Annotated in this window: 23 protein-coding genes; 8 read left to right on the top strand and 15 right to left on the bottom strand. The window is 26.9% G+C overall.

Annotated features, from left to right (window positions below; translation table 11 throughout):
* Positions 1-92: 92 nt before the first annotated feature.
* Positions 93-1544 carry an ABC transporter substrate-binding protein gene (locus tag Q1K13_RS10370; protein WP_300350455.1) on the bottom strand — a complete coding sequence of 484 codons (1452 nt, stop codon included), beginning with the start codon at positions 1542-1544 and terminating at the stop codon, positions 93-95.
* Between the two features lie 639 nt (positions 1545-2183).
* On the opposite strand from Q1K13_RS10370, the gene crcB reads away from it, so the two are divergent.
* The 3 genes from crcB to Q1K13_RS10355 all read left to right on the top strand — a co-directional run bounded on the left by crcB (position 2184) and on the right by Q1K13_RS10355 (position 3602).
* Positions 2184-2570: a fluoride efflux transporter CrcB gene (crcB, locus tag Q1K13_RS10365; protein ID WP_300350452.1), complete on the top strand. Its 387-nt coding sequence runs from the start codon at positions 2184-2186 to the stop codon at positions 2568-2570.
* Between the two features lie 19 nt (positions 2571-2589).
* The gene (locus Q1K13_RS10360; protein WP_300350449.1) at positions 2590-2931 is read left to right on the top strand and encodes a DUF190 domain-containing protein; all 342 of its coding nucleotides are present in this window, start codon (positions 2590-2592) and stop codon (positions 2929-2931) included.
* A 128-nt stretch (positions 2932-3059) separates the two neighbouring features.
* Positions 3060-3602: a phosphatase PAP2 family protein gene (locus Q1K13_RS10355; protein ID WP_300350447.1), complete on the top strand. Its 543-nt coding sequence runs from the start codon at positions 3060-3062 to the stop codon at positions 3600-3602.
* Between the two features lie 11 nt (positions 3603-3613).
* Here Q1K13_RS10355 and Q1K13_RS10350 read toward each other — a convergent pair whose 3' ends face one another.
* Entirely contained in the window at positions 3614-4687 is a 1074-nt protein-coding gene (locus tag Q1K13_RS10350; RefSeq protein ID WP_300350445.1) for a pyruvate kinase, read from the bottom strand.
* A gap of 117 nt (positions 4688-4804) precedes the next feature.
* Here Q1K13_RS10350 and Q1K13_RS10345 point away from each other — a divergent pair, with 117 nt between their 5' ends.
* Positions 4805-5272, top strand: coding sequence for a hypothetical protein (locus Q1K13_RS10345; protein ID WP_300350442.1), 468 nt, complete (start codon positions 4805-4807; stop codon positions 5270-5272).
* A 22-nt stretch (positions 5273-5294) separates the two neighbouring features.
* Here Q1K13_RS10345 and Q1K13_RS10340 read toward each other — a convergent pair whose 3' ends face one another.
* On the bottom strand, positions 5295-5723 hold the full coding sequence (locus Q1K13_RS10340) for a hypothetical protein (protein WP_300350440.1): 429 nt from the start codon (positions 5721-5723) through the stop codon (positions 5295-5297).
* Positions 5724-5841: 118 nt separating this feature from the next.
* On the opposite strand from Q1K13_RS10340, the gene Q1K13_RS10335 reads away from it, so the two are divergent.
* On the top strand, positions 5842-6315 hold the full coding sequence (locus tag Q1K13_RS10335; RefSeq protein ID WP_300350437.1) for a DUF4883 family protein: 474 nt from the start codon (positions 5842-5844) through the stop codon (positions 6313-6315).
* 106 nt (positions 6316-6421) lie between these two features.
* On the opposite strand, the gene folK is transcribed toward Q1K13_RS10335, so the two are convergent.
* The 7 genes from folK to Q1K13_RS10300 form a co-directional block, all read right to left on the bottom strand.
* Positions 6422-7240, bottom strand: coding sequence for a 2-amino-4-hydroxy-6-hydroxymethyldihydropteridine diphosphokinase (gene folK / locus Q1K13_RS10330; protein ID WP_300350434.1), 819 nt, complete (start codon positions 7238-7240; stop codon positions 6422-6424).
* Between the two features lie 4 nt (positions 7241-7244).
* Positions 7245-8060: a dihydropteroate synthase gene (gene folP / locus Q1K13_RS10325; protein WP_300350432.1), complete on the bottom strand. Its 816-nt coding sequence runs from the start codon at positions 8058-8060 to the stop codon at positions 7245-7247.
* Between the two features lie 13 nt (positions 8061-8073).
* Entirely contained in the window at positions 8074-8547 is a 474-nt protein-coding gene (locus tag Q1K13_RS10320) for an HD domain-containing protein (RefSeq protein WP_300350430.1), read from the bottom strand.
* A gap of 24 nt (positions 8548-8571) precedes the next feature.
* Positions 8572-9129, bottom strand: coding sequence for a GTP cyclohydrolase I FolE (gene folE, locus Q1K13_RS10315; RefSeq protein WP_300350426.1), 558 nt, complete (start codon positions 9127-9129; stop codon positions 8572-8574).
* A 12-nt stretch (positions 9130-9141) separates the two neighbouring features.
* Positions 9142-9915 carry an aminotransferase class IV gene (locus Q1K13_RS10310; RefSeq protein WP_300350424.1) on the bottom strand — a complete coding sequence of 258 codons (774 nt, stop codon included), beginning with the start codon at positions 9913-9915 and terminating at the stop codon, positions 9142-9144.
* 79 nt (positions 9916-9994) lie between these two features.
* Positions 9995-11341: an aminodeoxychorismate synthase component I gene (gene pabB / locus Q1K13_RS10305; protein ID WP_300350422.1), complete on the bottom strand. Its 1347-nt coding sequence runs from the start codon at positions 11339-11341 to the stop codon at positions 9995-9997.
* A gap of 35 nt (positions 11342-11376) precedes the next feature.
* Entirely contained in the window at positions 11377-11949 is a 573-nt protein-coding gene (locus Q1K13_RS10300; protein ID WP_300350420.1) for an anthranilate synthase component II, read from the bottom strand.
* A 261-nt stretch (positions 11950-12210) separates the two neighbouring features.
* Between Q1K13_RS10300 and Q1K13_RS10295 the strand changes: the two genes are divergently transcribed.
* Together Q1K13_RS10295 and Q1K13_RS10290 are read left to right on the top strand one after the other, a co-directional pair.
* Complete coding sequence (locus Q1K13_RS10295) at positions 12211-13047, top strand: PHP domain-containing protein (protein WP_300350493.1); 837 nt, start codon at positions 12211-12213, stop codon at positions 13045-13047.
* Between the two features lie 187 nt (positions 13048-13234).
* Positions 13235-15871, top strand: coding sequence for an FAD-dependent oxidoreductase (locus tag Q1K13_RS10290; protein ID WP_300350417.1), 2637 nt, complete (start codon positions 13235-13237; stop codon positions 15869-15871).
* Positions 15872-15924: 53 nt separating this feature from the next.
* Here Q1K13_RS10290 and Q1K13_RS10285 read toward each other — a convergent pair whose 3' ends face one another.
* From Q1K13_RS10285 to Q1K13_RS10265, 5 genes are all read right to left on the bottom strand, one after another.
* Entirely contained in the window at positions 15925-16890 is a 966-nt protein-coding gene (locus tag Q1K13_RS10285) for a tRNA dihydrouridine synthase (RefSeq protein ID WP_300350414.1), read from the bottom strand.
* 132 nt (positions 16891-17022) lie between these two features.
* Positions 17023-18414, bottom strand: coding sequence for an MFS transporter (locus Q1K13_RS10280; RefSeq protein ID WP_300350411.1), 1392 nt, complete (start codon positions 18412-18414; stop codon positions 17023-17025).
* Positions 18415-18747: 333 nt separating this feature from the next.
* On the bottom strand, positions 18748-20670 hold the full coding sequence (gene bilR, locus Q1K13_RS10275; RefSeq protein WP_300350409.1) for a bilirubin reductase, long form: 1923 nt from the start codon (positions 20668-20670) through the stop codon (positions 18748-18750).
* A 15-nt stretch (positions 20671-20685) separates the two neighbouring features.
* Complete coding sequence (locus tag Q1K13_RS10270) at positions 20686-21447, bottom strand: alpha/beta hydrolase family protein (RefSeq protein WP_300350406.1); 762 nt, start codon at positions 21445-21447, stop codon at positions 20686-20688.
* Positions 21448-21471: 24 nt separating this feature from the next.
* A complete protein-coding gene (locus Q1K13_RS10265; RefSeq protein ID WP_300350404.1) occupies positions 21472-22839 on the bottom strand; it encodes an MFS transporter in 1368 nt (455 codons plus the stop codon).
* A gap of 165 nt (positions 22840-23004) precedes the next feature.
* Between Q1K13_RS10265 and Q1K13_RS10260 the strand changes: the two genes are divergently transcribed.
* Positions 23005-23838 carry a helix-turn-helix transcriptional regulator gene (locus tag Q1K13_RS10260; RefSeq protein WP_300350401.1) on the top strand — a complete coding sequence of 278 codons (834 nt, stop codon included), beginning with the start codon at positions 23005-23007 and terminating at the stop codon, positions 23836-23838.
* The last annotated feature ends 3 nt before the right edge of the window (positions 23839-23841 follow it).

The raw sequence follows: 23841 nt of genomic DNA, 5'->3' as shown, positions 1-23841 counted from the left end.
CCTAAAACTACTTTTCTTTTTTCTACTTACTTAAAAATTTCTAAAAAATAAATGAGGTGAGAATTTACTCGCCTCATTTTTAAATTTATATACTATTTATTTGATTTTTTCCATTCATTTATTTGATTTTGCATTTCAACTTTAACTTCCTCTAATCCTGATTCATTTAGCTTTTTATTTAATTTTTCTAAAGCATCTACTGGATCTACTGAACCTGAATATAAGGATCTTTCAAACTCATTTAAGACATTGTTCATAGCTGAAATTTGATTTGAAACCTTCTCAGTATTAAACTTAAATCCTAAAAGTTGTGAAGTCTTAGCTTTTTTATTAAATTCTTCAAAAGCATCCCATTTATCTACTGGGTCAGCATCTAATACATAAGTATCAAATAAATTACCATATCCCCAGCTAGTTACATTGTATCCATTATTATTAGGATCTCTCTTAATTTGATTGTCACCAACTTTCTCATAATGAGTTCCTTCTAATCCAAACATTAGCATATTTCTTAACTTTGAATCAGTATTTACTAAATTTAAAAGTTCCATAGCTTTTTCTGGATGCTTAGAAGTAGATGATATAGCAGTCATAGCCCCTGTTGTTGAGTTGTTTGTAACATATGCAGGAATTATTGATGAAGTAACAACCTCTCTTCCTAAACTTTGTCCCCAACCATTCTCAGCATATGGTTGACCATCAGCTTTCCATAAAAATCTCTTAACTTCATTTTTCATATTATTTACAGCTGCATCATGATTAATATATCCTTTTTCATAGTATTCTCTTAATTTAACCATCATATTTTTCATTTCTTCAGTTTCATACATATTTTTAACTGTTAAGGTATCATCATTATAGAATACACCTAAAGGTCTTAATACCTCATCAAATTCTAATGGAATTCCATCTCCTTGTGTGTAGAATGGAACGAATTCTGGTTCTTTTTCTTTTATAACTTTAAGCCAAGGTTCTAAATCCTCTACAGAATGAATGTCTTCATAAGGTATATTGTATTTTTCTACAAGCTCCTTATCAAATACCCACATAGGTGCTCCAGCTATTTCTTTTTGGTTTGGTACTGCATATAAACCTCCATCAACCTCAGCACCTTTCCATAGTCTTTCATCTATAACCTTTTTTAAATCTTTTCCTTTTTCATCCAACAAATCATTTATTTCTAAAAAAGCTCCTTTTCTAGCATTCTCTAAGTATGGGAAAGCCCATGAACATGTAAATGCTAAATCATAGTCTTCTCCTGAATTTGCTAATACATTCATTTTTTGTGTGTAATCTCCAAATGAAATATGTTTTATATCAACAGTTGCATTTATCTTGTCTTTTAAATATTTATTTACTTCCTCTTCTACCATTTCATTATCCTTTGGAGCATCACCTATGGTGTACCAAACCAAGTTAACTGGTTTTTCACCTGCTCCACCTTCTGATGAGGTATTTCCACTTGATCCACATCCAGTAAGCACTGCTGATGTTGTAATCATTCCTCCTAAAATTAATGCCTTTAATTTTTTGTGTTTAAGCATTTTTAAATCCCCCTTATACATTTTATACCTAGATACTTAAATCTAAAGAATTTCATCAAACGTTTACAAAAATCCTCAAATCATTTTTTACACCCTTTTAAATAAATGATTTTTACTAAATTAATTTTATAAAAATTTTAGTGATTTAAGTTTCTATAGTTAATTTATAATATAATTTAATAAAAGTCAATGTTATAAAAAAAGAGAGTTTATATCCTCTAAACCAGCATTATATCTTACTTTTGTTGATTTTTAAACACGATGATTTTTTTATATTTTCTGTTAATTTTTTTAAATATTTGAAAATATATATATTTTTACTCATAAACAATATTTATATATATATAATTTATTCAACTTTTCTAAAATTTATCCATATAACAAAATTATATATTTATATTTAAATTAATAAGATATTTTATTAATTTATAGCATTCATTTACTAAATATACGCTTTTTAATTTTTAAAAATATGTTTTATTACTAATTTGCTAAGAAATTATCTTTATTATAAATCATGTGCTATTGATTTTTTTTTACTTTCAATTAATATTTTGTTAATATATATCCATAAATTAAAAATTTTTATTTTAAAATATATTTATCTTATTTAGATTATTATCCAAGGAGATGTTCAAAATGCAGAAACTTATACTAGCTTTAGTTGTAGGGTGTGGTGGATTTATTGGTGCAGCTTCAAGATACCTTATATCTATATTTGCAGCTAAAAATTTAGGTGGTAACTTTCCTTATGGTACTTTAATGGCAAATATTTTAGGTGCTCTTTTAATAGGATTCATAATGGAATTTAGTATGGATAGTGCTCTTATATCATCAAATATGAGATTATTTTTAACAACAGGTATTATGGGAGGACTTACTACTTTTTCAACCTTCTCATATGAAACTATAAGTATGTTAAATAATGGTCACATTGTATTAGGAATAGAGAATGCTATGTTAAACTTAGGATGTAGTTTAATTTTTGTTGTACTTGGTCAAAAAGTAGCTAGATTATTATTTTAATATTTAGGAGGAATTTTTTATGAAAAAACAATTTAAAGGAAGTTTTTTAAAAATTTTCATTGATGAAGCTGATAAGTATAATGGAAAACCTCTTTATACTGAAATATTAGCTAAATTAAAAGAAAAAGATATTTTAGGCGCTACAGTTTTTAGAGGAATAGAAGGACTTGATAGACATCATAAAATACATTCTGATTTTATAGAAATATTAGCTAGAAATCTTCCTATAATTATAGAAGTTATTGACAGCACAGAAAAAATATATGAATTAGCTGAAATTTTAGAACCTATGATTGAAACTGGAACCTTAACTATTATAGACAATGTAAATGTCACAAGATTTAGAAAAGACGAGCAATAAAAAACAGGCTTTTAAGTCTGTTTTTTATTTTTTCCAATTGCAAAATATTAATTTTTTTTATAAAGTTTAATATACTAAAAATAATTACATAATAAAATTAAATTTTTAAATAAAGAAAGGAGATTTAAATGTTTATTCAAAATATAGATATAAATATTCTCTACTTTTTCCAAAATCACATAGAAAATAGTTTTTTAAATCCAATAATGATTTTTTTCACCTCATTAGGAAATTTAGGATTTATCTGGATTGTTATAAGCTTAGGTCTTTTAATTTCTAAAAAATATAGAAAAATAGGAATATTGACTCTTGCAGTGCTTATTGTTAATACTATTTTAGGAGAAGGCATACTGAAACATTTAATAGAAAGACCTAGACCTTTTGTTACATATAAAGATTTAAACATAATAATATCAAAACCAAATAGTTTTTCAATGCCATCTGGCCATACTTCAGCTTCCTTTGCAGCAGCTTTTATGTTATCCTACTGTATAAAAAAATACAAAGTATATTTTTATACACTGGCTTCATTAATAGCATTTTCTAGAATATATTTATTAGTTCACTATCCAAGTGATGTATTAAGTGGAATACTTTTAGGATTTATAAGTTTTTTAATAGTAATAAAAATTTATAATATTAAATTTAAAAATAAACTAAGTGAGAAATAAGCTCACTTAGTTTATTTTTTCAACTTTTTTATTAATTTGTAGTAATAATCCGTAACATATTTTAACTCAAGTACAATCTCTTTTTCATTTTTTCCAGTGCTAGTCTCTCCTGTAAGCATAAATCCAGTGGCTCCATGTTTAATTAAGTTATATATATCACTTAATTCATTTATGGTAGGATTTTTAATATTCAATCTATTCATACTTCCTAAAACATTTGTAGCAACAATAACCTCTTTCTTTTGTTTTTTTAATGTATATAATATCTTTTCTTGGGCAATTGGTACATTTTTAATTCCAATTTCTGCCGACAAATCTCCTCTTGCAATAACTATTCCATCTAATTCTTCTGCTATGTCTTTTATGTTATTTAATCCATCATTAGTCTCTATTTTTCCCCATAGTTTAGGTAAGACTTGATTTTTATTTACATTTCTAAACACATAATTTTTAAACTCTCTACATTCATCAACATATGAACAATATGAATATGCTATAATATCAATTCCATTATTTAGTGCAAAAGATATATCTTTCTTATCTTTATCTGTAACCCCCCACTCTTTTCTATCTAGCAATGGAAGATTACACCCTTTTTCACTTCTTACAACTCCACCTAATTTAACTTTAGTTTTTATTAATCCATTATTATTACTTATAACTCCAAATTCCATTGTTGCATCTTTCATAAATATTTTTTTAAACTTTTTATTATATATAAACTTGTTTTTTATGTTTAGAGGAATTAACTTGTTATTTTCATAAATATTATTCTTATAAATTTCATAGGCATCCTCTGAACAAAAATAAACAATCTCCTCTTTCATAACCTTAAATGTTTCTTTAAGAAGATTAGAAACTCTCACCTTATTCCCTTGTAAATCTAAAAGTATTCTAATATCTTTATGATTATATCTTATATAATTTATACAAAATAATACATCTTCATGTTTACTATGAGAAAGATTCATTCTTATTATATTAGCTCCACTTAATGCTATATTATTTATTTTACTTATTATTTCCTTCTTACCCTGCTCATTTTTACTTATAAACCTAGTATTGATACTTCCTATAATATCCACAAGTTCCTCCTAAAAATACTGCTATTTAATCATATATATGCCTTTATAAGGCTAAATATTAATTTGAAATAACATATTTTTCACATTTACATACTATATGTTATAGGAGGTATTCTTATGAAAATATTCTCAAAAATAAATACCTATTTTAAAAATCTATACTTAGTTCAATTGATAAAAAAGCACTGTTTAGCTAGTAAAGTCATTATTTTACTTGGATTGATATCTTTTTTCTTTACTGCTATTTCTATATTCTATATAGATTATTTAAAAAACCCATCTTTATTAACTATTCAATCTATTATGTCTTCAATCTTTGGATATTTATTTGGTGATAATGTGTTAAAGAAAGATAAATCAAATTCTAAAAACCTCTATACAATAATAGCTAGTATAATATCATTTTTTTCATTAATAGTACTTATGATAAGTTCTCTTGTAAATATAGATCAAGAAAGTACCTCTATTATTGAAATAAGAAATTTATTATTCTTATCCGTAGGTTTTTTAATAAGCAAATCTAAAAGTCATGATATTTCAGAAGAAATAAACTTAATATGTTCAGAAAAAGAGAAAAAGGACTAGTTTATACTAGTCCAAATTCCTCTTAACTTGCTTCTATTATTAATTTGTATAAAACTTCTTTTAATTTACTTCTATCTATTTTTTCATTTTCTTCATCACTTATATTAATAATTAAGCATAAAGACTCTAAATTTTTGACTAAGTACAGTCCACTATAACTTTTTATAAATATCTTTCCTAAATTTAGATACTCAATCATATCGTCTAAATTTAAAGCCATCATTTTTCTTAATATTTTTTCCTCTCCAAAAAACTCTATTTTCTTTTCATAATCCACATCAAAATTTATCCTTACAAATAAATCAGCCTTTAATAAATTCTTTTTTGAAAAACTTTTTTCTAAACCTCCTTCTTCATTTGAATAATCTATAATTAAATTTCCATTCTCAATTAACTTTTCCATAAAAAAATCTCTTATATCGGAGTTCTTTATATCTAATACGTATTTCATAAAGCATCTCCTTAGTTTTATAAAGTATCGTAATAATATATATTATTCAAAATTTAAGAAAAAGTTCTATAAAGTACATAAATTTCATAAATTAAACTTAAGGAGGTGATATGATTTCATGAAAAAACTTCTAATCTTAATTACAGCAGTATTATTGTGTTTAGGTTTTACCTCATGTAATACAATGAACATATTTAATAAAGAAAAAACCTCACTCTCTTATCACACAAAAAACCTAGAAAAAGCACTTGAAAACACTACTCCTAAAATTAGAATATTAGATATGAATATTTATAGTGAAATAGTTGTAGATGAAGAAGATATTAGAATATTAAAGGACTTAGTATTAAGTCTTAAGGATAATAACTTTATTCCTAAAGAAGAGCTTCCAAAAAAGCCTCTTTTTAAACTTTTTGCTAATATAGATAAAGAAATTTATGTTTTAGATATTTTTGGAGATGATTTGGTTACCCTCTACCCTTGGGATAGCGATTTTGATAAAGATTATATTTCATTAAAAGAAGTCCCTAATTCCTTTAAATTAGAACCTTTCTGTCATTACGTATTTGAAAAAAAACAAGATGATAAATAGAACTAATATAAGACTCTGTTTTAAATTAGTGTTGATTTTAGTTAGCCATTAAGATGGTCAAAAAGTTCTATCTAAAATCAACATTTTCTTAAAACAGAACCTTATATTAAATATTTTTAATATCTTCTAATAATTCAAACACTCGCTTTTTATACAAAGGATGTATTTTATATGGTGCTATTTCATTTAATGGTTCTAAAACAAAACTTCTTTCATGCATTCTAGGATGTGGAAGTATCACTTCTTCATCTTCACTAATTAAATCATTAAAGAATATTATATCTAAATCTATGGTTCTAGGACCCCACTTTATCTTTCTTTCCCTTTTAAGCTTTTTCTCTATTCCTAAAAGAAAATTCATAAGTTCTTTAGGATTTAATAAGGTTTTTATTTTACAAGCTCCATTTAGAAATTCATCTTGATCAGTATATCCCCAAGGCTCTGTTTTTTTAAGTTTTGAAGTTTTCAAAACTTTTGTATGATATTCTTTTGAAAGTTCTTTTAGCGCTTCCTCTATATAGAACTTCTTATCACCTATGTTTGAACCATATGAAAGGTAAGCTTCATTCCATACTCTTTCAACTTCCACATAAACCGTATCTAAGCTTCTTAAAATAGGTGCCCATGGTTTTTTCACTCTAATCTTTACACTTTTAACTAATGGATATTCTAATAATATAAATTCACACATCTTTTCAGCAACTGTTTCTATTAAATCATAGCTTTTTTTCTTAAATTCCTCTTCAATCTTATGGGCTAACTCTCCATAATGAACTGATTTTTTTAAATCACCTGTAATTCCAGCTTCTCTTGTATCTAAAGAAAGTTCTATGCTTAAAACAAATTTTTGTCCTAATCTTTTTTCCTCTTCAAAAACTCCATGATTCCCAAAGACTTCAAAATCCTTAATAACTATTTTGTCCAAAAGCTTATTCTCCTCTTCTTATTATAGCATCAGTCATAACTGCTACTCTTTTATTTTCTAAAACATCATGAATTCTTACAAACTCACATCCCTTAGCTATTCCAATTGAAGTGGTTGCTAAAGTTCCTTCAACCCTTTCATTAGCTGGTAAATCTAAAGTGTTTCCTATTACTGATTTTCTTGAAGTACCAAGTAGAACTGGATAATCAAGTTTACAAAATTCTTCTAGTCTATGTAAAACATCTAAATTTTGCTCATAAGTTTTTGCAAAGCCTATACCTGGATCTAAAATTATATTTTCCTTTTTAACTCCAGCTTTTAATGCTATTTCTACGCTTTCCATAATATCTTTTTTCATAGTATCTATTATGTCTTCTCCATACTTTGAATTTTCTCTGTTATGCATTAAACAACATGGAACATCATATTTAAAAGCAACCTCTGATATATATGGATCCTTTTTAAATCCCCAAACATCGTTTATTAAGTTAGCACCAGCCTTTATAGCTTCTTCTGCTACTCTTCCCTTATAAGTATCTATTGATATTGGAACATCATATTTTTCTCTTATTGCCTTTATTATTGGGATAACTCTTAAAAGTTCCTCCTCTTCTTTAACTGGTGTATGATTAGGTCTTGTTGACTCTCCACCAATATCAATTATATCTACACCATCATTTATCATTTTCTCAGCTTGTTCTAATGCTTTATTTATTTCATTAAACTTTCCTCCATCTGAAAATGAATCTGGAGTTACATTTAAAATTCCCATTATATAAGTTCTTTTTCCTATTTCAAAGGTTTTATTTCCGATTTTCATATTTAGTCACCCCTTAAATCATTATCTCTAAGTTTTTCTTTTCCTTACTCCATTTGCAAAGTTTTTCTGCTTCACATAAAAAACATGCTCTAGACTTTTTATCTGCTAAATACATAATTTTATTAAATCCACTAGAATTTTTATTTCTATGATTAGAAATTCCTCCTAATATGAATTCCTTCTCTTTATAATTAAAACCACATTCATCTAATATTTCTTTGCTTAATCTATATGAAGCTTTCTCATGACTTTCCCCCTCTTCATATTCAACCCATCTTCCAATATCATGTAAAAGTGATGTTGCATATATTATTTCCTTTGGAATATTTAGATTTTCTTCTAAAGACATTATATATGCTATTCTAGCCACATCTAAAAAATGTTCTAAATTATGCTTACAAAAAATTCTCTCTCTTTCGCAGTAATTATTTTTAGATAAATAGTATTTATATTTAGAATTATTAAATATTTTATTTACTCTCTCCATAAATTTACCCCTTTCTATATAAGACTACATAGATATCATTCTAAATACGTCATTTTTAAGACTTTCATCCTTTAAAAAACTTCCTCTATATGTAGTAGTTATGGTTTTAGTTCCTGGTTTTCTAACCCCTCTCATAGTCATGCACATATGTTCTCCTTCAATAACAACCATAACTCCCTTTGCATCTAAGCTTTCCATTATTGAATCAGCTATTTCCTTTGTTAATCTTTCTTGAAGCTGAGGTTTCTTTGAATAAACTTCAACACATCTTGCAAGTTTAGATAATCCAACAACTCTTCCATTTGGTATATAAGCTATATGAACCTTCCCAAAGAAAGGAACTAAATGATGCTCACACATTGAATGAAATGTTATATCCTTTTCTAAAACTAAATCATTACTATCCACTTCAAAAGTCTTACTTAAATGATCCTTTGCATCTTTTCCTATGCCTGAAAATATCTCTTCATACATTCTAGAAACTCTATCTGGAGTTTCTAAAAGTCCCTCTCTATTAACATCTTCTCCTATGGCCTCAAGGATTAATCTCATACCTTCTCTTATTTTTTCTTTATCAATCATTTTTTCCTCCATCTATAAAAACTCTTTTAAAGACCTTTCATATTTTATCCTTATATCCTCTATGATTCTATTTTCATTAAACATTAAATTTTCTAGTCTATTCACCTTCATAATTCCCATTAAGGAATTAGTAAGAAAAATTCCATCACTATTTTTTAAATCTTCTAAAGTATATGACCCTTCAATCACAGAATAATTTTTAATTATCCATTTTCTAATTATACCATTTAAAAGTCCAGACCTAACCTTTGGGGTATAGATATTATTTTCCTTTAAAAAGAATAAATTGCTTGTTGCTCCCTCTGTTATTTCTCCTCTTTCATTTAAGAAAATAACCTCACTAAATCCTTCTTTTCTTCCTTTTTCCTTTTCTATTAGATTTTCCACATAACAGGTACTCTTTATATATGTAAGATTTGAAGTACTATTTCTTAATACTTTACTTATTTTCAAAGCAAATCCCTCATCATAATTTTTCTTATTATATGGAATTTCTCTTAAGGAAATAATTATGTTTTTCTCAGTAACAGTTATTTTTAAAGCTTTGTTTTTAATATTCTCCCTTTCAACAAAACTTTCTACTTCTTCTTTAGAAATATTGCATTCTAAATCTAAGATTTTACATCCTTCTCTTAATCTCTCTAAATGTTCCTCTAAAAAAACACATTTTCTCTTTAAAAGTATGGTCTCAAAAACCCCTCTTCCAAAAAAATTAGAAGAATCTAATTTTACTAAATCACCTTTTTCAAACTCACAATTTAGCTTATTTTCCTTTATATAAAACATTTTTGCTCCTTTTAATACATTTAAGTAGGTATTAAAGTCTATCTAAAAATCACTATACACTTTAAACAATCCTTAAACTCTATAAAACTCTCATCAAAGCTTTTGCCTTATCTAAGGTTTCATCATACTCCATCTCTTCCTCTGATTCTATGGTTATTCCTCCACCTACTCCAAAATAAGCCTTATTATCCTTAGTAAGTATTGTTCTTATAACTATATTAAAATCACAATTTCCTCTTAAATCAAAGTACCCAATAGCACCAGTATAAATTCCTCTTCTTACTCCCTCTAGTTCCTCAATAATTTCCATACTTCTTATTTTAGGCGCTCCTGTTATAGATCCCCCTGGAAAACATTCTCTAATGCATTTTACTGAAGATACATCCTCATTTAGTTCTCCAACTATGGTTGATACTAAATGAAATACTGTGGCATACTCTTCTAATTTAAAAAGTTCTGTAACCTTTACTGAAAAAGGCTTACACACCTTACTTAAATCATTTCTTTCTAAATCAACAATCATTAGTAATTCAGATTTATCCTTTTCACTATTTAAAAGTTCTTTCTTATTTTTAATATCCTCTTCTTTATTTTTCCCTCTAGGTCTTGTTCCCTTTATAGGTCTTGTTTCTACATGATTATTATAAACCCTTAAAAATCTTTCTGGTGAAGAACTTATTATTTGAAACCCTCCTAAATTTAAATATGCAGAAAAAGGAGCTTTATTTATACTTCTTAAACTTGAATATGTATTAAAAGGATCATCATTATAATCACAAGTAAATTTCTGCGTCATATTGGCAATATAAGTATGTCCTTCTTTTATGTAATCCTTAAGTTTACTTATGCTTTTCATGTACTCTTCTTTCTTAAAGTTAGAATGAAACTTAGTATTAGAATCTAACTTTAAAGAAAACTCTGGCTTTCCATTGTTTATTCTATTTTTTATTTTTTCTATACTATCCTCATTTTTTTCATTTATCCCAAGAGAAGTTACATAGCTTTTTCTTTTTCTTAAATCAAATATTATTACATTATTATAAAATAAGAAATAGCTATCTGGAATTTTAACATCTTCCTTTGCAGTACTTGGTATTTTTTCTATGCACCTACCTATATCATAAGAAAAATAACCAATTGCACCACCTAAAAAAGGTATTTCACTATTATTTTCAATTTTATACTCACTCAATAATTTTTCAAGTTCAAAAAAAGGTTCTCCTCTTAACTTTTCTCCATTTATGTAAATATCCTCTCCATAGGATGTAAATTTTTTAAAGGGATTTAATCCTATAAATGAATAATTAGAAAATTCACTTTCCTCTTTAGAACTATCTAAAAATATACTATCCTTTTCAACTTTAAATAAAGAATATACCTCATGAGGATTCATATCTACATTTATTTCTTCAATTCTAAAATTCAAAATCTATTTCCCTCCTATTTATATATTCTTTTTTATTACTCTCTACTTATATTAACAAAATTTTTAAGAATTTCATGACCACATTCAGTTAAAACTGCCTCTGGGTGAAATTGTACCCCTTCTATTTTGTATTTCTTATGCCTTATTCCCATAATAACTCCATCCTCTGTTAAGGCTGTTATTTGAAGTTCTTTTCCTAGATTTTCTCTATCAACAATTAATGAATGGTATCTAGTAACATTTAAAGGATTCTTAATCCCACTAAAAACCCCTTCTCCATCATGTTTTATAGAGCTTATTTTGCCATGAACAGGAAATTTCCCTTTTATAACTTCACTTTCAAAATAATATCCTATACATTGATGACCTAAACATACTCCAAGTATAGGTATTATCCCCTTGAAATTATGAATAATATCTAAGCACTCTTTCATATCTTTAGGTGACTTAGGTCCTGGTGATATTATAATTCCTTCAGGATTCATATTTCTTATCTCTTCTATAGAAATTTTATCATTTCTTCTAACCAAAACTTCTTCATCTATTTCTTTAAAATATCTAACTAAGTTAAAAACAAATGAATCATAATTATCTATTATTAAAAACATTAATTCACCTCTAAATTGTTTAGTTTAAAATCATTATATCAAAAACTTATAAAAAAAAATATTAATTTTGTACCACTTACATATTCTTACTATATTAATTAATAATATAATAAAGCCTTATTCTTAACCCCTTAAATATTTTTTAATTTATTTTCTTATAAATTCTGTGTTAAAATATCTATAACAAGATTTTAAATTTAAAATATCATATAAAACTAATACTTATACATAAATTATTACAAAGTTAAAGGAGGGCTTATTATTAATATTAATGCAGAATTTCATTGTCACTCACTGGCTTCTGATGGAACTATGGCTCCAAAGAATGTAATTAGAGAAGCTAAAAAGAATGGCATATCAGTAATAGCACTAACAGACCACGATATAACTTCAGGATTAGATGAAGCAAAAGAAGAAGCTGAAAAATTAGGCTTAATATTTATTCCTGGAATTGAACTTAGTTGTGAACATAAAGGTGCGACAATTCATGTTCTTGGATACTTCAAAGATGATTCTTATAAATCTTTGAAATTTCAAAAATTTTTAGATGGACTAAAAAACTCTAGAATAGATAGAGCTAAAAAAATTGTTTCTAATTTAGAAGAATATTTCAATATAAAATTAGATTATAAAGATGTACTAGCTAAAGGAAATGGTGTTGTTGCAAGGCCTCACATAGCTCAATGTATAATTGATGCTGGTTATCCTTATGAATGGGAATATATCTTTGATAATTTTATAGGAAATGATAGTCCAGCTTATGTACCTAATAAAAAGATTTCTGTGGAAGAGGGAATAAAAATATTAAAAGAAAATAATGCCTTAACAGTGCTTGCTCATCCAAAGCTTATAAAAAGAGTTCCTGTTAAAGAAGTACTGGCATTTCCTTTTGATGGAATAGAAGCTATATACTATCAAAATACTAAAAAAGATACTGATTTCTTCTTATCTTATGCTGTATATAATGATCTTTTAATAACTTGCGGTTCTGATTTTCATGGAAATCATGAAGGTGATGAAAGACATGGTAATATTGGCTGTATGCAAATTCCAGAAAAATATTTAGAAAAATTCTTAACTGCTTACCATAATAAATAAAATTTTAATTAAATTATTTAAATAATATAGTAGATTTTTTCTACTATATTTTTATTATTTTAAAATTTTATAAAAAACTATTTACATTTCTTTAAAAAAGATTATAATTTAATTATAGATATTAATTAATAATTAATATTGATTGATTTTGATTGTTAGAAGATTAACATATACAGGTGGTGTTTTTATGAATTATTTAGAAATAAAAAATGATATATACTGGGTTGGTTCATTAGATCCTGAACTTAGAGTGTTCGATATTATAATGTACACTCCATATGGAACTACTTACAACTCATACGTTGTTAAAGGAAGCGAAAAAACTGCTGTTTTCGAAACAGTTAAAGAAAAATGTTTTGATGATTATTTATCAAAATTAACTAATTTAGGAGTAGATCCTAAAAAAATAGATTATATAGTTGTTGATCACACAGAACCAGATCATGCAGGTTCAGCAGAGAAACTATTAAACCTTTCTCCTCAAGCTAAAGTTGTTGGTTCAATGCAAGCTATAGAATTCTTAAAAGAAATTGTAAATAAAGATTTTGAATATATAATTGTTGGAGATGGTGATAAATTGTCACTTGGTAATAAAACATTAGAATTTATATCAGCTCCTTTCTTACATTGGCCAGATTCAATGTACACTTATATTCCAGAAGATAAAGCTTTAATAACTTGTGATTCATTTGGAAGTCACTACTCATGTGAAGAAGTTTTCAATGATTTAGTTCCAAGTAAAGAAGAATACTTAGATGCTTTAAGATACTATTTTGATTGTATATTCGGACCATATAAAAACTATGTATTAAAAGCTATTGATAAAATCAAAGATTTAGATATTGAATTAGTTTGTCCAGGACATGGTCCAGTTTTAAGAGAAAATCCATGGGAAGTAATAAATACTTATAAAGAATGGAGTACACCTGTAAAACCTGAAATAAAAGGTGATAAAAAAATTACTATTCCTTATGTTTCAGCTTATGGATATACTGAACAGTTAGCTAAGGAAATAGAAAAAGGATTAAAAGCTGATCATAATGTTGAAGTTAAATTATATGATTTAGTTTATGCTAAACAAGAAGATGTTTTAAACGATATAGCTGAATCAGATGGAATGTTATTTGGTTCACCAACAATAGTTGCTGAACTATTACCTCCAATAAGAATTCTTTTAGCTAATTTAAACCCAATTATTCATGGTGGAAAATATGCGGCAGCCTTTGGTTCATATGGATGGAGTGGTGAAGCTGTTCCAAGAATAGAAGCTAGATTAAAAGAATTAAAAATGAAATTAGTTGGGCCTGGATTAAAAATAAGATTCAAACCTTCACAAAAAGAATTAAGAACTGCTTATGAATTTGGTAGAGATTTTAGTAAAATAATGTTTGGAGAAAAAGAATTAAACTACTCTCCTGATAAAAATACTAATACTCAAGAAATTATAACAGGAAACGGGAAAACAAGATATTGGAAATGTCTAGTATGTGGAGAAATATTCGAAAGTCCAGTTTGTCCTGATGTATGCCCAGTTTGTGGAGCTGGTAAAGAACAATTTATAGAAGTTGAAGTTCAAAACTTTAAGAAAAATGATACTGAAGATAATTTCGTTATAATTGGTAACGGAGCTGCTGGTTTCTATGCTGCTAAAACAATCAGAGAAATCAACTCAACAGCTACTTTAAAATTACTTTCAAGCGAAGAAGTTTCTTCATATTCAAGACCTAATTTATCAGATCTTTTAACAGAAGAAATGAACTTAGATACATTCTACTTAGCTAAAGATTCATGGTACAAAGAAAACCATGTTGAAGAGATGTTAGGTGTTGTTGTAAGTAAGATTGATAAAGACAATAAAAAAGTTATTTTATCAGATGGAACTGAAATACCATACACTAAACTTATCTTAGCAAATGGTAGCCATAACTTCATACCACCATTCAATGTTTCAAATAACGGTGAATCAATAAAATTAAGTAGTGATAATATTGAAGATTTCAAAGGAATCTACTCTATTAAAGACTTAAAAGATACATTTGATGTTAAAGAAATGATGAATGAAGCTAAAAAAGCTGTTATAATAGGTGCTGGTCCTCTTGGATTAGAAGCTGCTTGGGAAATGAAAAACGCAGGTATTGATGTAACTGTAGTTGAATTCTTACCAAACTTAATGAATAACCAATTAGACCAAGAAGGTGCTGATTTATTCAGAAAGAATGTTGAAAACTGTGGAATAACATTCTTAACTTCAGAAGAATGTAGCGAAATCGTAGTTAAAGATGGTAAATTGACTACTGTAAACTTAAAGAGCGGAAAATCATTAGAAGCTCAAATCTTATTAGTTTCAACTGGTATAAGAAGTAATATTGCCTTAGCTCAAGAAACTGGTATAGAGTGCAACAGAGGTGTTATTGTTAATGGAAGAATGGAAACTAGCGTTAAAGATATATATGCTTGTGGTGATGTTGCTGAATACAATGGTCTTGTATATGGAAACTGGCCTGCAGCTATAGAAATGGGTAAAACAGCTGGTGCGAATGCTACTTGTGAAGATAAAGTATTTGAAAACTTTACTCCTTCAATAATCTTAGATGCATTAGATACTCATGTATTCTCAGCAGGATTAATAAGATTCAATGAAACTCAATATGAAAAAATTAGTTCTAAAGATGAAGAAAAAGGACAATATACTAAATTATTCTTCAAAAACAATGTTTTAGTTGGTGGAATAATAGTTGGTGATACTACTAAAGCAGGTCAAATAATTATTGCAATAGACAATAGATTATCAAAAATAGACGCTTTATCAAGTGACTTACTATAATATAAACAAAAAGATATTAGCAAAATTTTGCTAATATCTTTTTTTACTTAAAATTATTCCTCACTATAGAATAAGCCTGCATCTTTTATGATTTCCTGTTCACTAAATAAACTTATTACAGCTTGATTATAATCTACTGTTTTCTGTGCTTTCTTTATTTGTTTAGCATATTTTTTATTATTTGAAAACATATAAATCATGTACCCCCATAACTCTTTCATCCTAAACATTGCATTTCTTTCTTCATTAAACACTTCTTTATAATTACTAAATATTTCATCATGGAATTTTCTTAGTATTTCTTTGTTTATTACCTCTTCTCCCTTAATCTCATTTAATAAGGCCGGATTAGCTAAAATTCCTCTTCCAAGCATTATTTTATCTACATTAGGAAATACTTCAACAAATTTTTTATAATCTTTTAAAGTAAATATATCTCCATTATAAACTATTTGATTTTTGCTTAATTCTATTGCATCCTTAAAGACTTCTAAATTAGGCTTGTTTCCATAAAAATCTTTTCTTGTTCTAGGATGAATAATAAGTTCTTCTAGTGGATACTTGTTATAAATTTTAATAAGTTCATAAAATTCCTCTGGATCTTCCATTCCCAATCTAGTTTTTATGGAAATCTTAATATGATCCATCTTAAATATATCATCTAAAAACTTGTCTAATTCCTCTCTATAGGCTAAGAAACCAGATCCTCTCTTCTTTCCAACAACGGTTCCAGAGGGACATCCTAAATTTAAATTCACTTCCTCATATCCGAGTTTTTTTAACTTATTAGCAGTTGAAATAAATCCTTCTGATTCATTAGTAAGTATTTGAGGAACCAAGCTAATTCCCTCATTATTTTCAGGAAGAACATCTCTAAGTTCCTTTGTTTTAAGACTTTTACTTGTATTTGGAACAACAAAAGGTGCAAAATATTTATCAAACTTCCCAAAATACTTTTCATATGCATTTCTATATATAAATCCTGTGATACCCTCCATAGGTGCTAAATAATACTTCATCTTTAGACTCCTTATAATAATATTCTAAAATTTTATTATAACAATAAAATATCCCATTAGCTACATTTTAATATAAATAATATATAAACGTAGCTAATGGGAATCCTATTTAAAAATAAATTTATTTATAATTTATTTTTGTACTCTTTTTTCTCTTCTTCCAATTAAAATCCAATATACTAAAAGTGATACTACTGATATTATAGCTAGTACAATTAATACATTACTATATTGTATAGCTTTTGAATTTTCAAAAAGTTTAGTAATATTTCTTCCTAAACTTTTGCTATCCATAAGTACTGCAACATATGTTATACCAATTGATGCTGCTATATTTAAACAGAAGTTATAAAAACCAATAGCAGTTCCTGTATTTTCTTTAGGTATTGTTCTTGTTAATGTATCAATCATTGGTGCATACATTAAAGCAAATGAACATGAGAATAATATCATTACAAATACAAATACCCATACTGTTGCTTCTACAAATAAAGCTCCTATAATAAGACTTATTATTATACCTACTATAGCTATTTCAATACATTTCTTACTTCCACTTCTTTTAGCAACTTTACCTGATAAAGCTCCCACAGTTGCTGCTAAAACGTATGATGGAACTAAAAGTAATGAAACTTGATCTAATCTATAATGATAAATAGATTCTACTAAAAATGGAAACATAAATATAAATGCAAGTTGTACACTATATATAATAAAAGCTACAAATAAAACTGATATAAAGTTTCTATTTTTGAAAAATTTAATTGTGATAAATGCTTTATTATTTTTACTTATATAAGTTAAAAATAATATAATAGCTACTATAAATGCTAATAAGAATATCCAATTAAATTCTGAAACAAAAACCATTAGTGTTGCAGCTACTGCTGCTACTAATATAAATCCTATAAAGTCTATATTTCCAGCCTTCGTTTTTTCTTTAGGTATATATTTTAATATAAATGGTAATATTATCAATGTTAATAATGGTATTAAGAATAATACTTGCCAGCTTAAATATGTTGATATATATCCAGCTGTTATAGTACCAATTACCTGAGAAATAGCATAACTACTTGTACTAAATCCTAAGTATTTCTTATGCTCAGCTTCTTTAAAATATTTTGCTACAAATATTACATATAAAGTTTCTGCACTTCCTAATCCAGCTGACTGAATTATTCTTGAAACAACTACCATCACAAAGGATTTTTGAAAAATAAATCCTAATAGTGATCCAGCACATATTAATATGATTCCTATTGCTAGTAAAGTTCTAACACTTATTGAATCTGATAATGAAGCATATACAATAGCTCCAATTCCTATAACTAATCCAGCTAAAGTCGCTTGCCAACTTACAGTAGTTGCTGATATGTGGAAAGCCTTTGCTAAATCTGGAGAAACAATCTTAAATGAATTATCAATAACTAAAGCAAAAATCATTAAAGCTAATACAGCAGGGACAGCTTTCTTTATATTGACTTCATCCTTCTCTTCTGTTCTTTTAAGCGAATTTTCCATTTTTACACCTCTTTTGTTTTTATAAAGTTCAATAATCGTTTACAAGATAATCAAAATAAAACATTATTTAGTATTAAACTTGTCTGTTTTTATACAAGCTCAATATTATCACAATTTATTAATAATTTCAATACTAGTTATATTCTTATTTTTATAGGTTTTAGATAAATATTTCTACAAATTCCTAAAGATTAAACTTGTCTATTAACTTGTCTATTAAAAAACAAAAAGAAATTTTAAGAACTTAAAAATTATTTCTTAAAATTTCACTTTTAAATATATATTCTCTTAACAGTATTTTCTAAAACTCTAATTTTAATTTTTTATATAAAATTATATTTTATTAGCAGCATCATAAGCTGTTTTAATTGCATTTTCTATATTTGATGCCTTATAAAGACAATCACCAATTTTAACAACTTTAATATTATTTTCCAATAATTTATTAACTTCAAAATCATTTGCTTTAGCACCAACTGCCATAACTACATAATCACAATGTATTTTAATTTCTTTATCCTCATTTTCACAAATTATATAGTCTTTATCTATTTTATTAACCTTATGATTAGTATAGATTTTAACATCGTTTTTAGAAAAATTATTCATCATAGTGGGAAGTATAGTGTTGCTTTCTCCTTTAGCAATATTACTGTCCATTTCTATTATAGAAACATTATTTCCATATTCAAGACATAGATATTCAGCTACTTCACAACCTACCATACCTCCACCAATCACAGCAACGTTACCAAATACTTGTTCTTCTCCATTTAATATTTTCCAAGAATCACATACTATTTCTCTGTCATATCCATCTATATGTGGTATAACATTACTCGCTCCCACAGCAACTAATACAACATCTGGATTTAAAGATAATATATCTTCCTGAGTTACTTTTTTGCCAAGTCTTAAATCTACATTTTGAGAAACTACAGAATGTGTTAAATATCTTATTGCTCTACGTATTTCATTTTTTCTAGGAGGAATACAAGCTAAATTTAATTGTCCCCCTAATGATGTTTTTTCTTCAAATAAAATAACATCGTGTCCTTTTAGACTTGCTACACGAGAGGCTTCAAGTCCTGCAGGTCCTCCTCCAACTACTATTACTTTTTTCTTAATTTCAGCTTTATTGATATTTCTAATTCCTTCATATCCATTTTCAGCATTTAAAATACAACTTAAGAACTTACGATTTTGTATATTATCTGTGCATCCTTTATTACAACATATACATTCACGTATATCTTTTTTCCTATTTTCCATGACTTTGTTAACCCAATCAGGATCTGCAAGCAAAATTCTACCAAGACCAATTATATCTGCTTTATTAGATTCTAAAATACCTTCAGCCATTTTAGGATTAAATATTCTTCCAACTGTACTAACTGGAATATTTACTTCTTTTTTTATTTTAGCAGCAATATCAACGAAGAATCCATAAGGTTGTACTCCCATTGGAGGTATGGTATCTGACATATTTCCAGTATGATTTGCTTGAGCTACATGAAGCATATCAACCCCAGCCTCTTCTAGCCATTTAGCAAAAATCGGAGCTTCATCTAAATTTACTCCCCCTTTCCCTCTCTCTGGTGTAACAACAGAAAATTTATAATCAACAGGCATATTAGGTACTGCCTTTTTTAAGGCTCTTACAAACTCTAATGCAAATCTAGTTCTATTTTCTAAACTACCACCATATTTATCAGTTCTTTTATTTAATATGGTACTACATAATGAACCTACTAATCTATCTCCATGTATTTGAATCATATCAACCCCAGCTTTTTCAGCACGAATTGCACAATTACACATTTTATTTATAATCTCTTTTAAACCCTCTTCACTAATTTCATTGACAAAATGTTTCATATCATGATGCAATTTTTCTCTTAATCCTTTAATATCTCCACTCTCAAACATTTTGTTTATAGCATGGCAGTCATACTCTGGGTGAAATATTTGAATTGCAATTTTAGATCCATGTTTATGAACCGAATCAGCTAAATTTTTAAATCCTTCAATTTGTCTGTCATCAAATAATTTTGGTGTAGGAGAAAAACTATTAATTGGAGCAACATCACCAATTACTATGTATCCAACCCCTCCCTTTGCAAGTCTTTCATAAAAGTTAATACATTGTGGAGTTATACTTCCATCTCTCCCCTCATATCCAGTAGTTAATGGAGGAAACATAACTCTATTTTTTAATGTAATATTTCCTATATTAATTTGTTCTAAAAGTTTCATATTCATCACCTCAAATTATTTATTATTAATTAATTTGCAAAAATCAATAATTGCCTTTTCACATCCTTCTTTAGCTTTTATGTTTGCAAAATTATGATCCCCAGTTTCAATTTCTATATATTTTGACTTATTACTGTCATAACACTCTAAGTAAGTCCTACAAATTTGATCATTAACTAATTTATCCTCAGTCCCTCTTATGATTAAGACGTCATTTTCATATCCTTTTGCACTAGAAAATGGCTCATAATTATATAAATCATAATTAAAATCAATATTGAATTTTAAACCTTCCATATCAGCATATTGAATCTTTTTATTTTTCAACTGGTCAGAACGTTCTTTACATCCAAACCACATTCCTCCTCCTGGACACATTAAAATTAATCCAATTGGATTTAGCTTTGGTGCAACACATGAGGCTACATATCCTCCCATGCTATGACCTGATAAAATAATTCTGTCAGAGGTTGTTATTTTAGAATCAACTAACCAATTGTACATATCAATAGCATCTTCTATAAGCCCTGTAAAAGTCATTTCCTCAAACTCTCCATCACTTTCACCACAACCATAAAAATCAAATCTAGCACACCCAAATCCATTCTCTTCAAGAACTCTTGATAAATGAGTATGTGCATATTTATATCCTGATTTATCTCCTGCAAACCCATGAAGATTTAATACTATAATAGGATTTTCTGTGTTTTCAGGGAGTGTAAGAACTCCCCTTAACACCTTATTTTTTCTATTTTTTATTTCTATTAATTTAATCATAAAACCCCTCCTAATTAATACTTGCTATTTAAACAGGCTTTGTTTTTGTCTTTTAATGGCTAAATTCTTTAACATTTCTTCAGTCTTTTTCTTACTTAAAGGATATATAAAATATAAAGATAAAATTGCAACTACATATCCTAATGAATAAATACCTGTATAAGACTTCCAAAGATTTGAAATAACTTCTGGTGTTTGTGTAAGATTATTTACGTTATATCCTATAAATGCAAGTATAAAACTACTTAAACTAGCACTTAAGGCTGCAGCAATCTTTCTAAAAAATGAATATGTTGAATAAACTATACTTTCATTACGAGTTCCTGTTTGTAATTCTTGATAATCTATAGCATCATTTACCATAGCCCAAATTAATATTTGAAATCCAGAAGCTCCTATATAACAAACACCATTTACAATTATAAACATTATAGGATTCTTTATTGGGAAGAAGAATAAAACTCCATAAACTATTGCAGCAAATCCAGCTCCATACATACACCATTCTTTTTTACCAAACTTATTAGCAACAAATTTAGTCCCGATAAATGTGATTATGGCATAAACTGTACTTAGCATACCTGATACAGACATAAGTTTTACATTTCCAAAATAATCTCTAAATAAATAAGTGTTTAATCCATTAACTACACTAGCTGATATCATACCAACTAAGCTAGCAATTATAATGCCTAATAACGCTCTATTTTTTGATATATTTTTTAATACTTCAAAATAATTAACTTTTTCTCTTTCTACCTCTGGTATTTCAACACGTTCTTTACACCATACACATGTAACTTGAATACAAAAAACACTTATACAAGCACAAATAATAGCTAATAATAAAAAATTTGAAGCAACAGGTTGATTATCTTTATATAAAAATAATGGTCCAACAATAACTATTACAGTCATAAAAATAGTTCCACCTAAACTTCTATATCTTGATAGATCTGTACGATGATTTGTATCATCTGTCATAACACTAGATAATGAACCAAAAGGAACGTTTACACATGTATACATAGATTCATATAGTACATAAGTTATTAAAACGTAAGCTAATTTAAAACCATAATTCATATTGGAAACGTTTAAAAAACCTACGCACATTAATATGGCACATGGTATTGAAAAAGCCCTCATCCAAGGTATGAATTTTTTACCTGCCTTTGCTTTACGAGAATCTATAATAGCCCCTATTATAGGATCATTAACAGCATCCCAAATTTTTGTTATTAAAAGTATTGTACCTACATGAATAGGATTAATTTTTAGAACTAATGTGTAAAATACCGTTAAAAACATAGCTCTAAATTGTTCTGTACAGCAACACCCTAAATCCCCTAAAGTGTATCCAATTTTGTCTTTCATTGAAAATTCCCTCATAAACTTCTCCCCTATACCTAATAAATTAATATTTTGTTAAACAAATAACAAAACCTTTGTGCTTTCATTATCTCACATTGTAAAATAGAATCATATTCAAAAATTGATATTTTATTACCCAAAATTGATATTTTAAACAGTTATTTTTATAAAAGGGAGATATTAATGACTAAAAGAAAAGATTATTTTATGTATGAAATTAAGTTAAATGAGAAAAAAAATAAGATTATTAAGTCTGATAAATATTACAAAATATTATTTATATTCTCAGGCAAATGCCATTTTCAATTAACTAATAAAATTCATAAATGTGGTACAGATAATATTATTTTAATAAATCCTAATAATGACCTTACTATAGATTTAATAGCAGATAGCACCCTTGTAGTATATAAGTTAATATTTACAGAAGAATTGCTTCTTAATTTGTCAGATAAAGAAGTGAATTTTTTAGAAAGTTTTAATACTGTACCTTTTGAATATGCAATAATAGATGCCAATGCAGAAACAACTATGTTAATAAAAAATATATTAAAAAAACTTATTTATATGAAAAATGAAGATTATAAATTTGCTGACCATCTATATATTAAAAACATGATATCTATAATTCTAATTTTAACTTTAAGAGAATGTATAAATGTAGACTCAAAACAAAAAATAAAAAGGAATAAACAATTTTTAATTGATGATATTTTTATATATATTAATAATAATATTACAGAAGAAATTTCTCTTCATGACCTTGAAAAAAAATTTTATGTTAGCAAATTTCATATATCAAGAGAATTTAAAAAAGCTACAGGATTAACCTTACATAGTTATATAGTAAAAGCTAAATTAGATCTTTGCAAAAAACTTATAGAAGAAGGAAAACCTATAGTAGATGTTTCTCATATATGTGGATTAGGAAGCTATAATAATTTATTTCGTGCTTTCAAAAAAGAGTTTGGAATTACCCCAAAAGAGTATTATAGTCAAATAAAAAAATATAAATAAAAT

The sequence above is a fragment of the Clostridium sp. genome, assembly GCF_029267215.1.
GTDB lineage: Bacteria > Bacillota > Clostridia > Clostridiales > Clostridiaceae > Sarcina.
The sequence above is the reverse complement of the archived record's forward strand: the minus strand, read 5'-3'. Positions and strand labels throughout refer to the sequence as shown.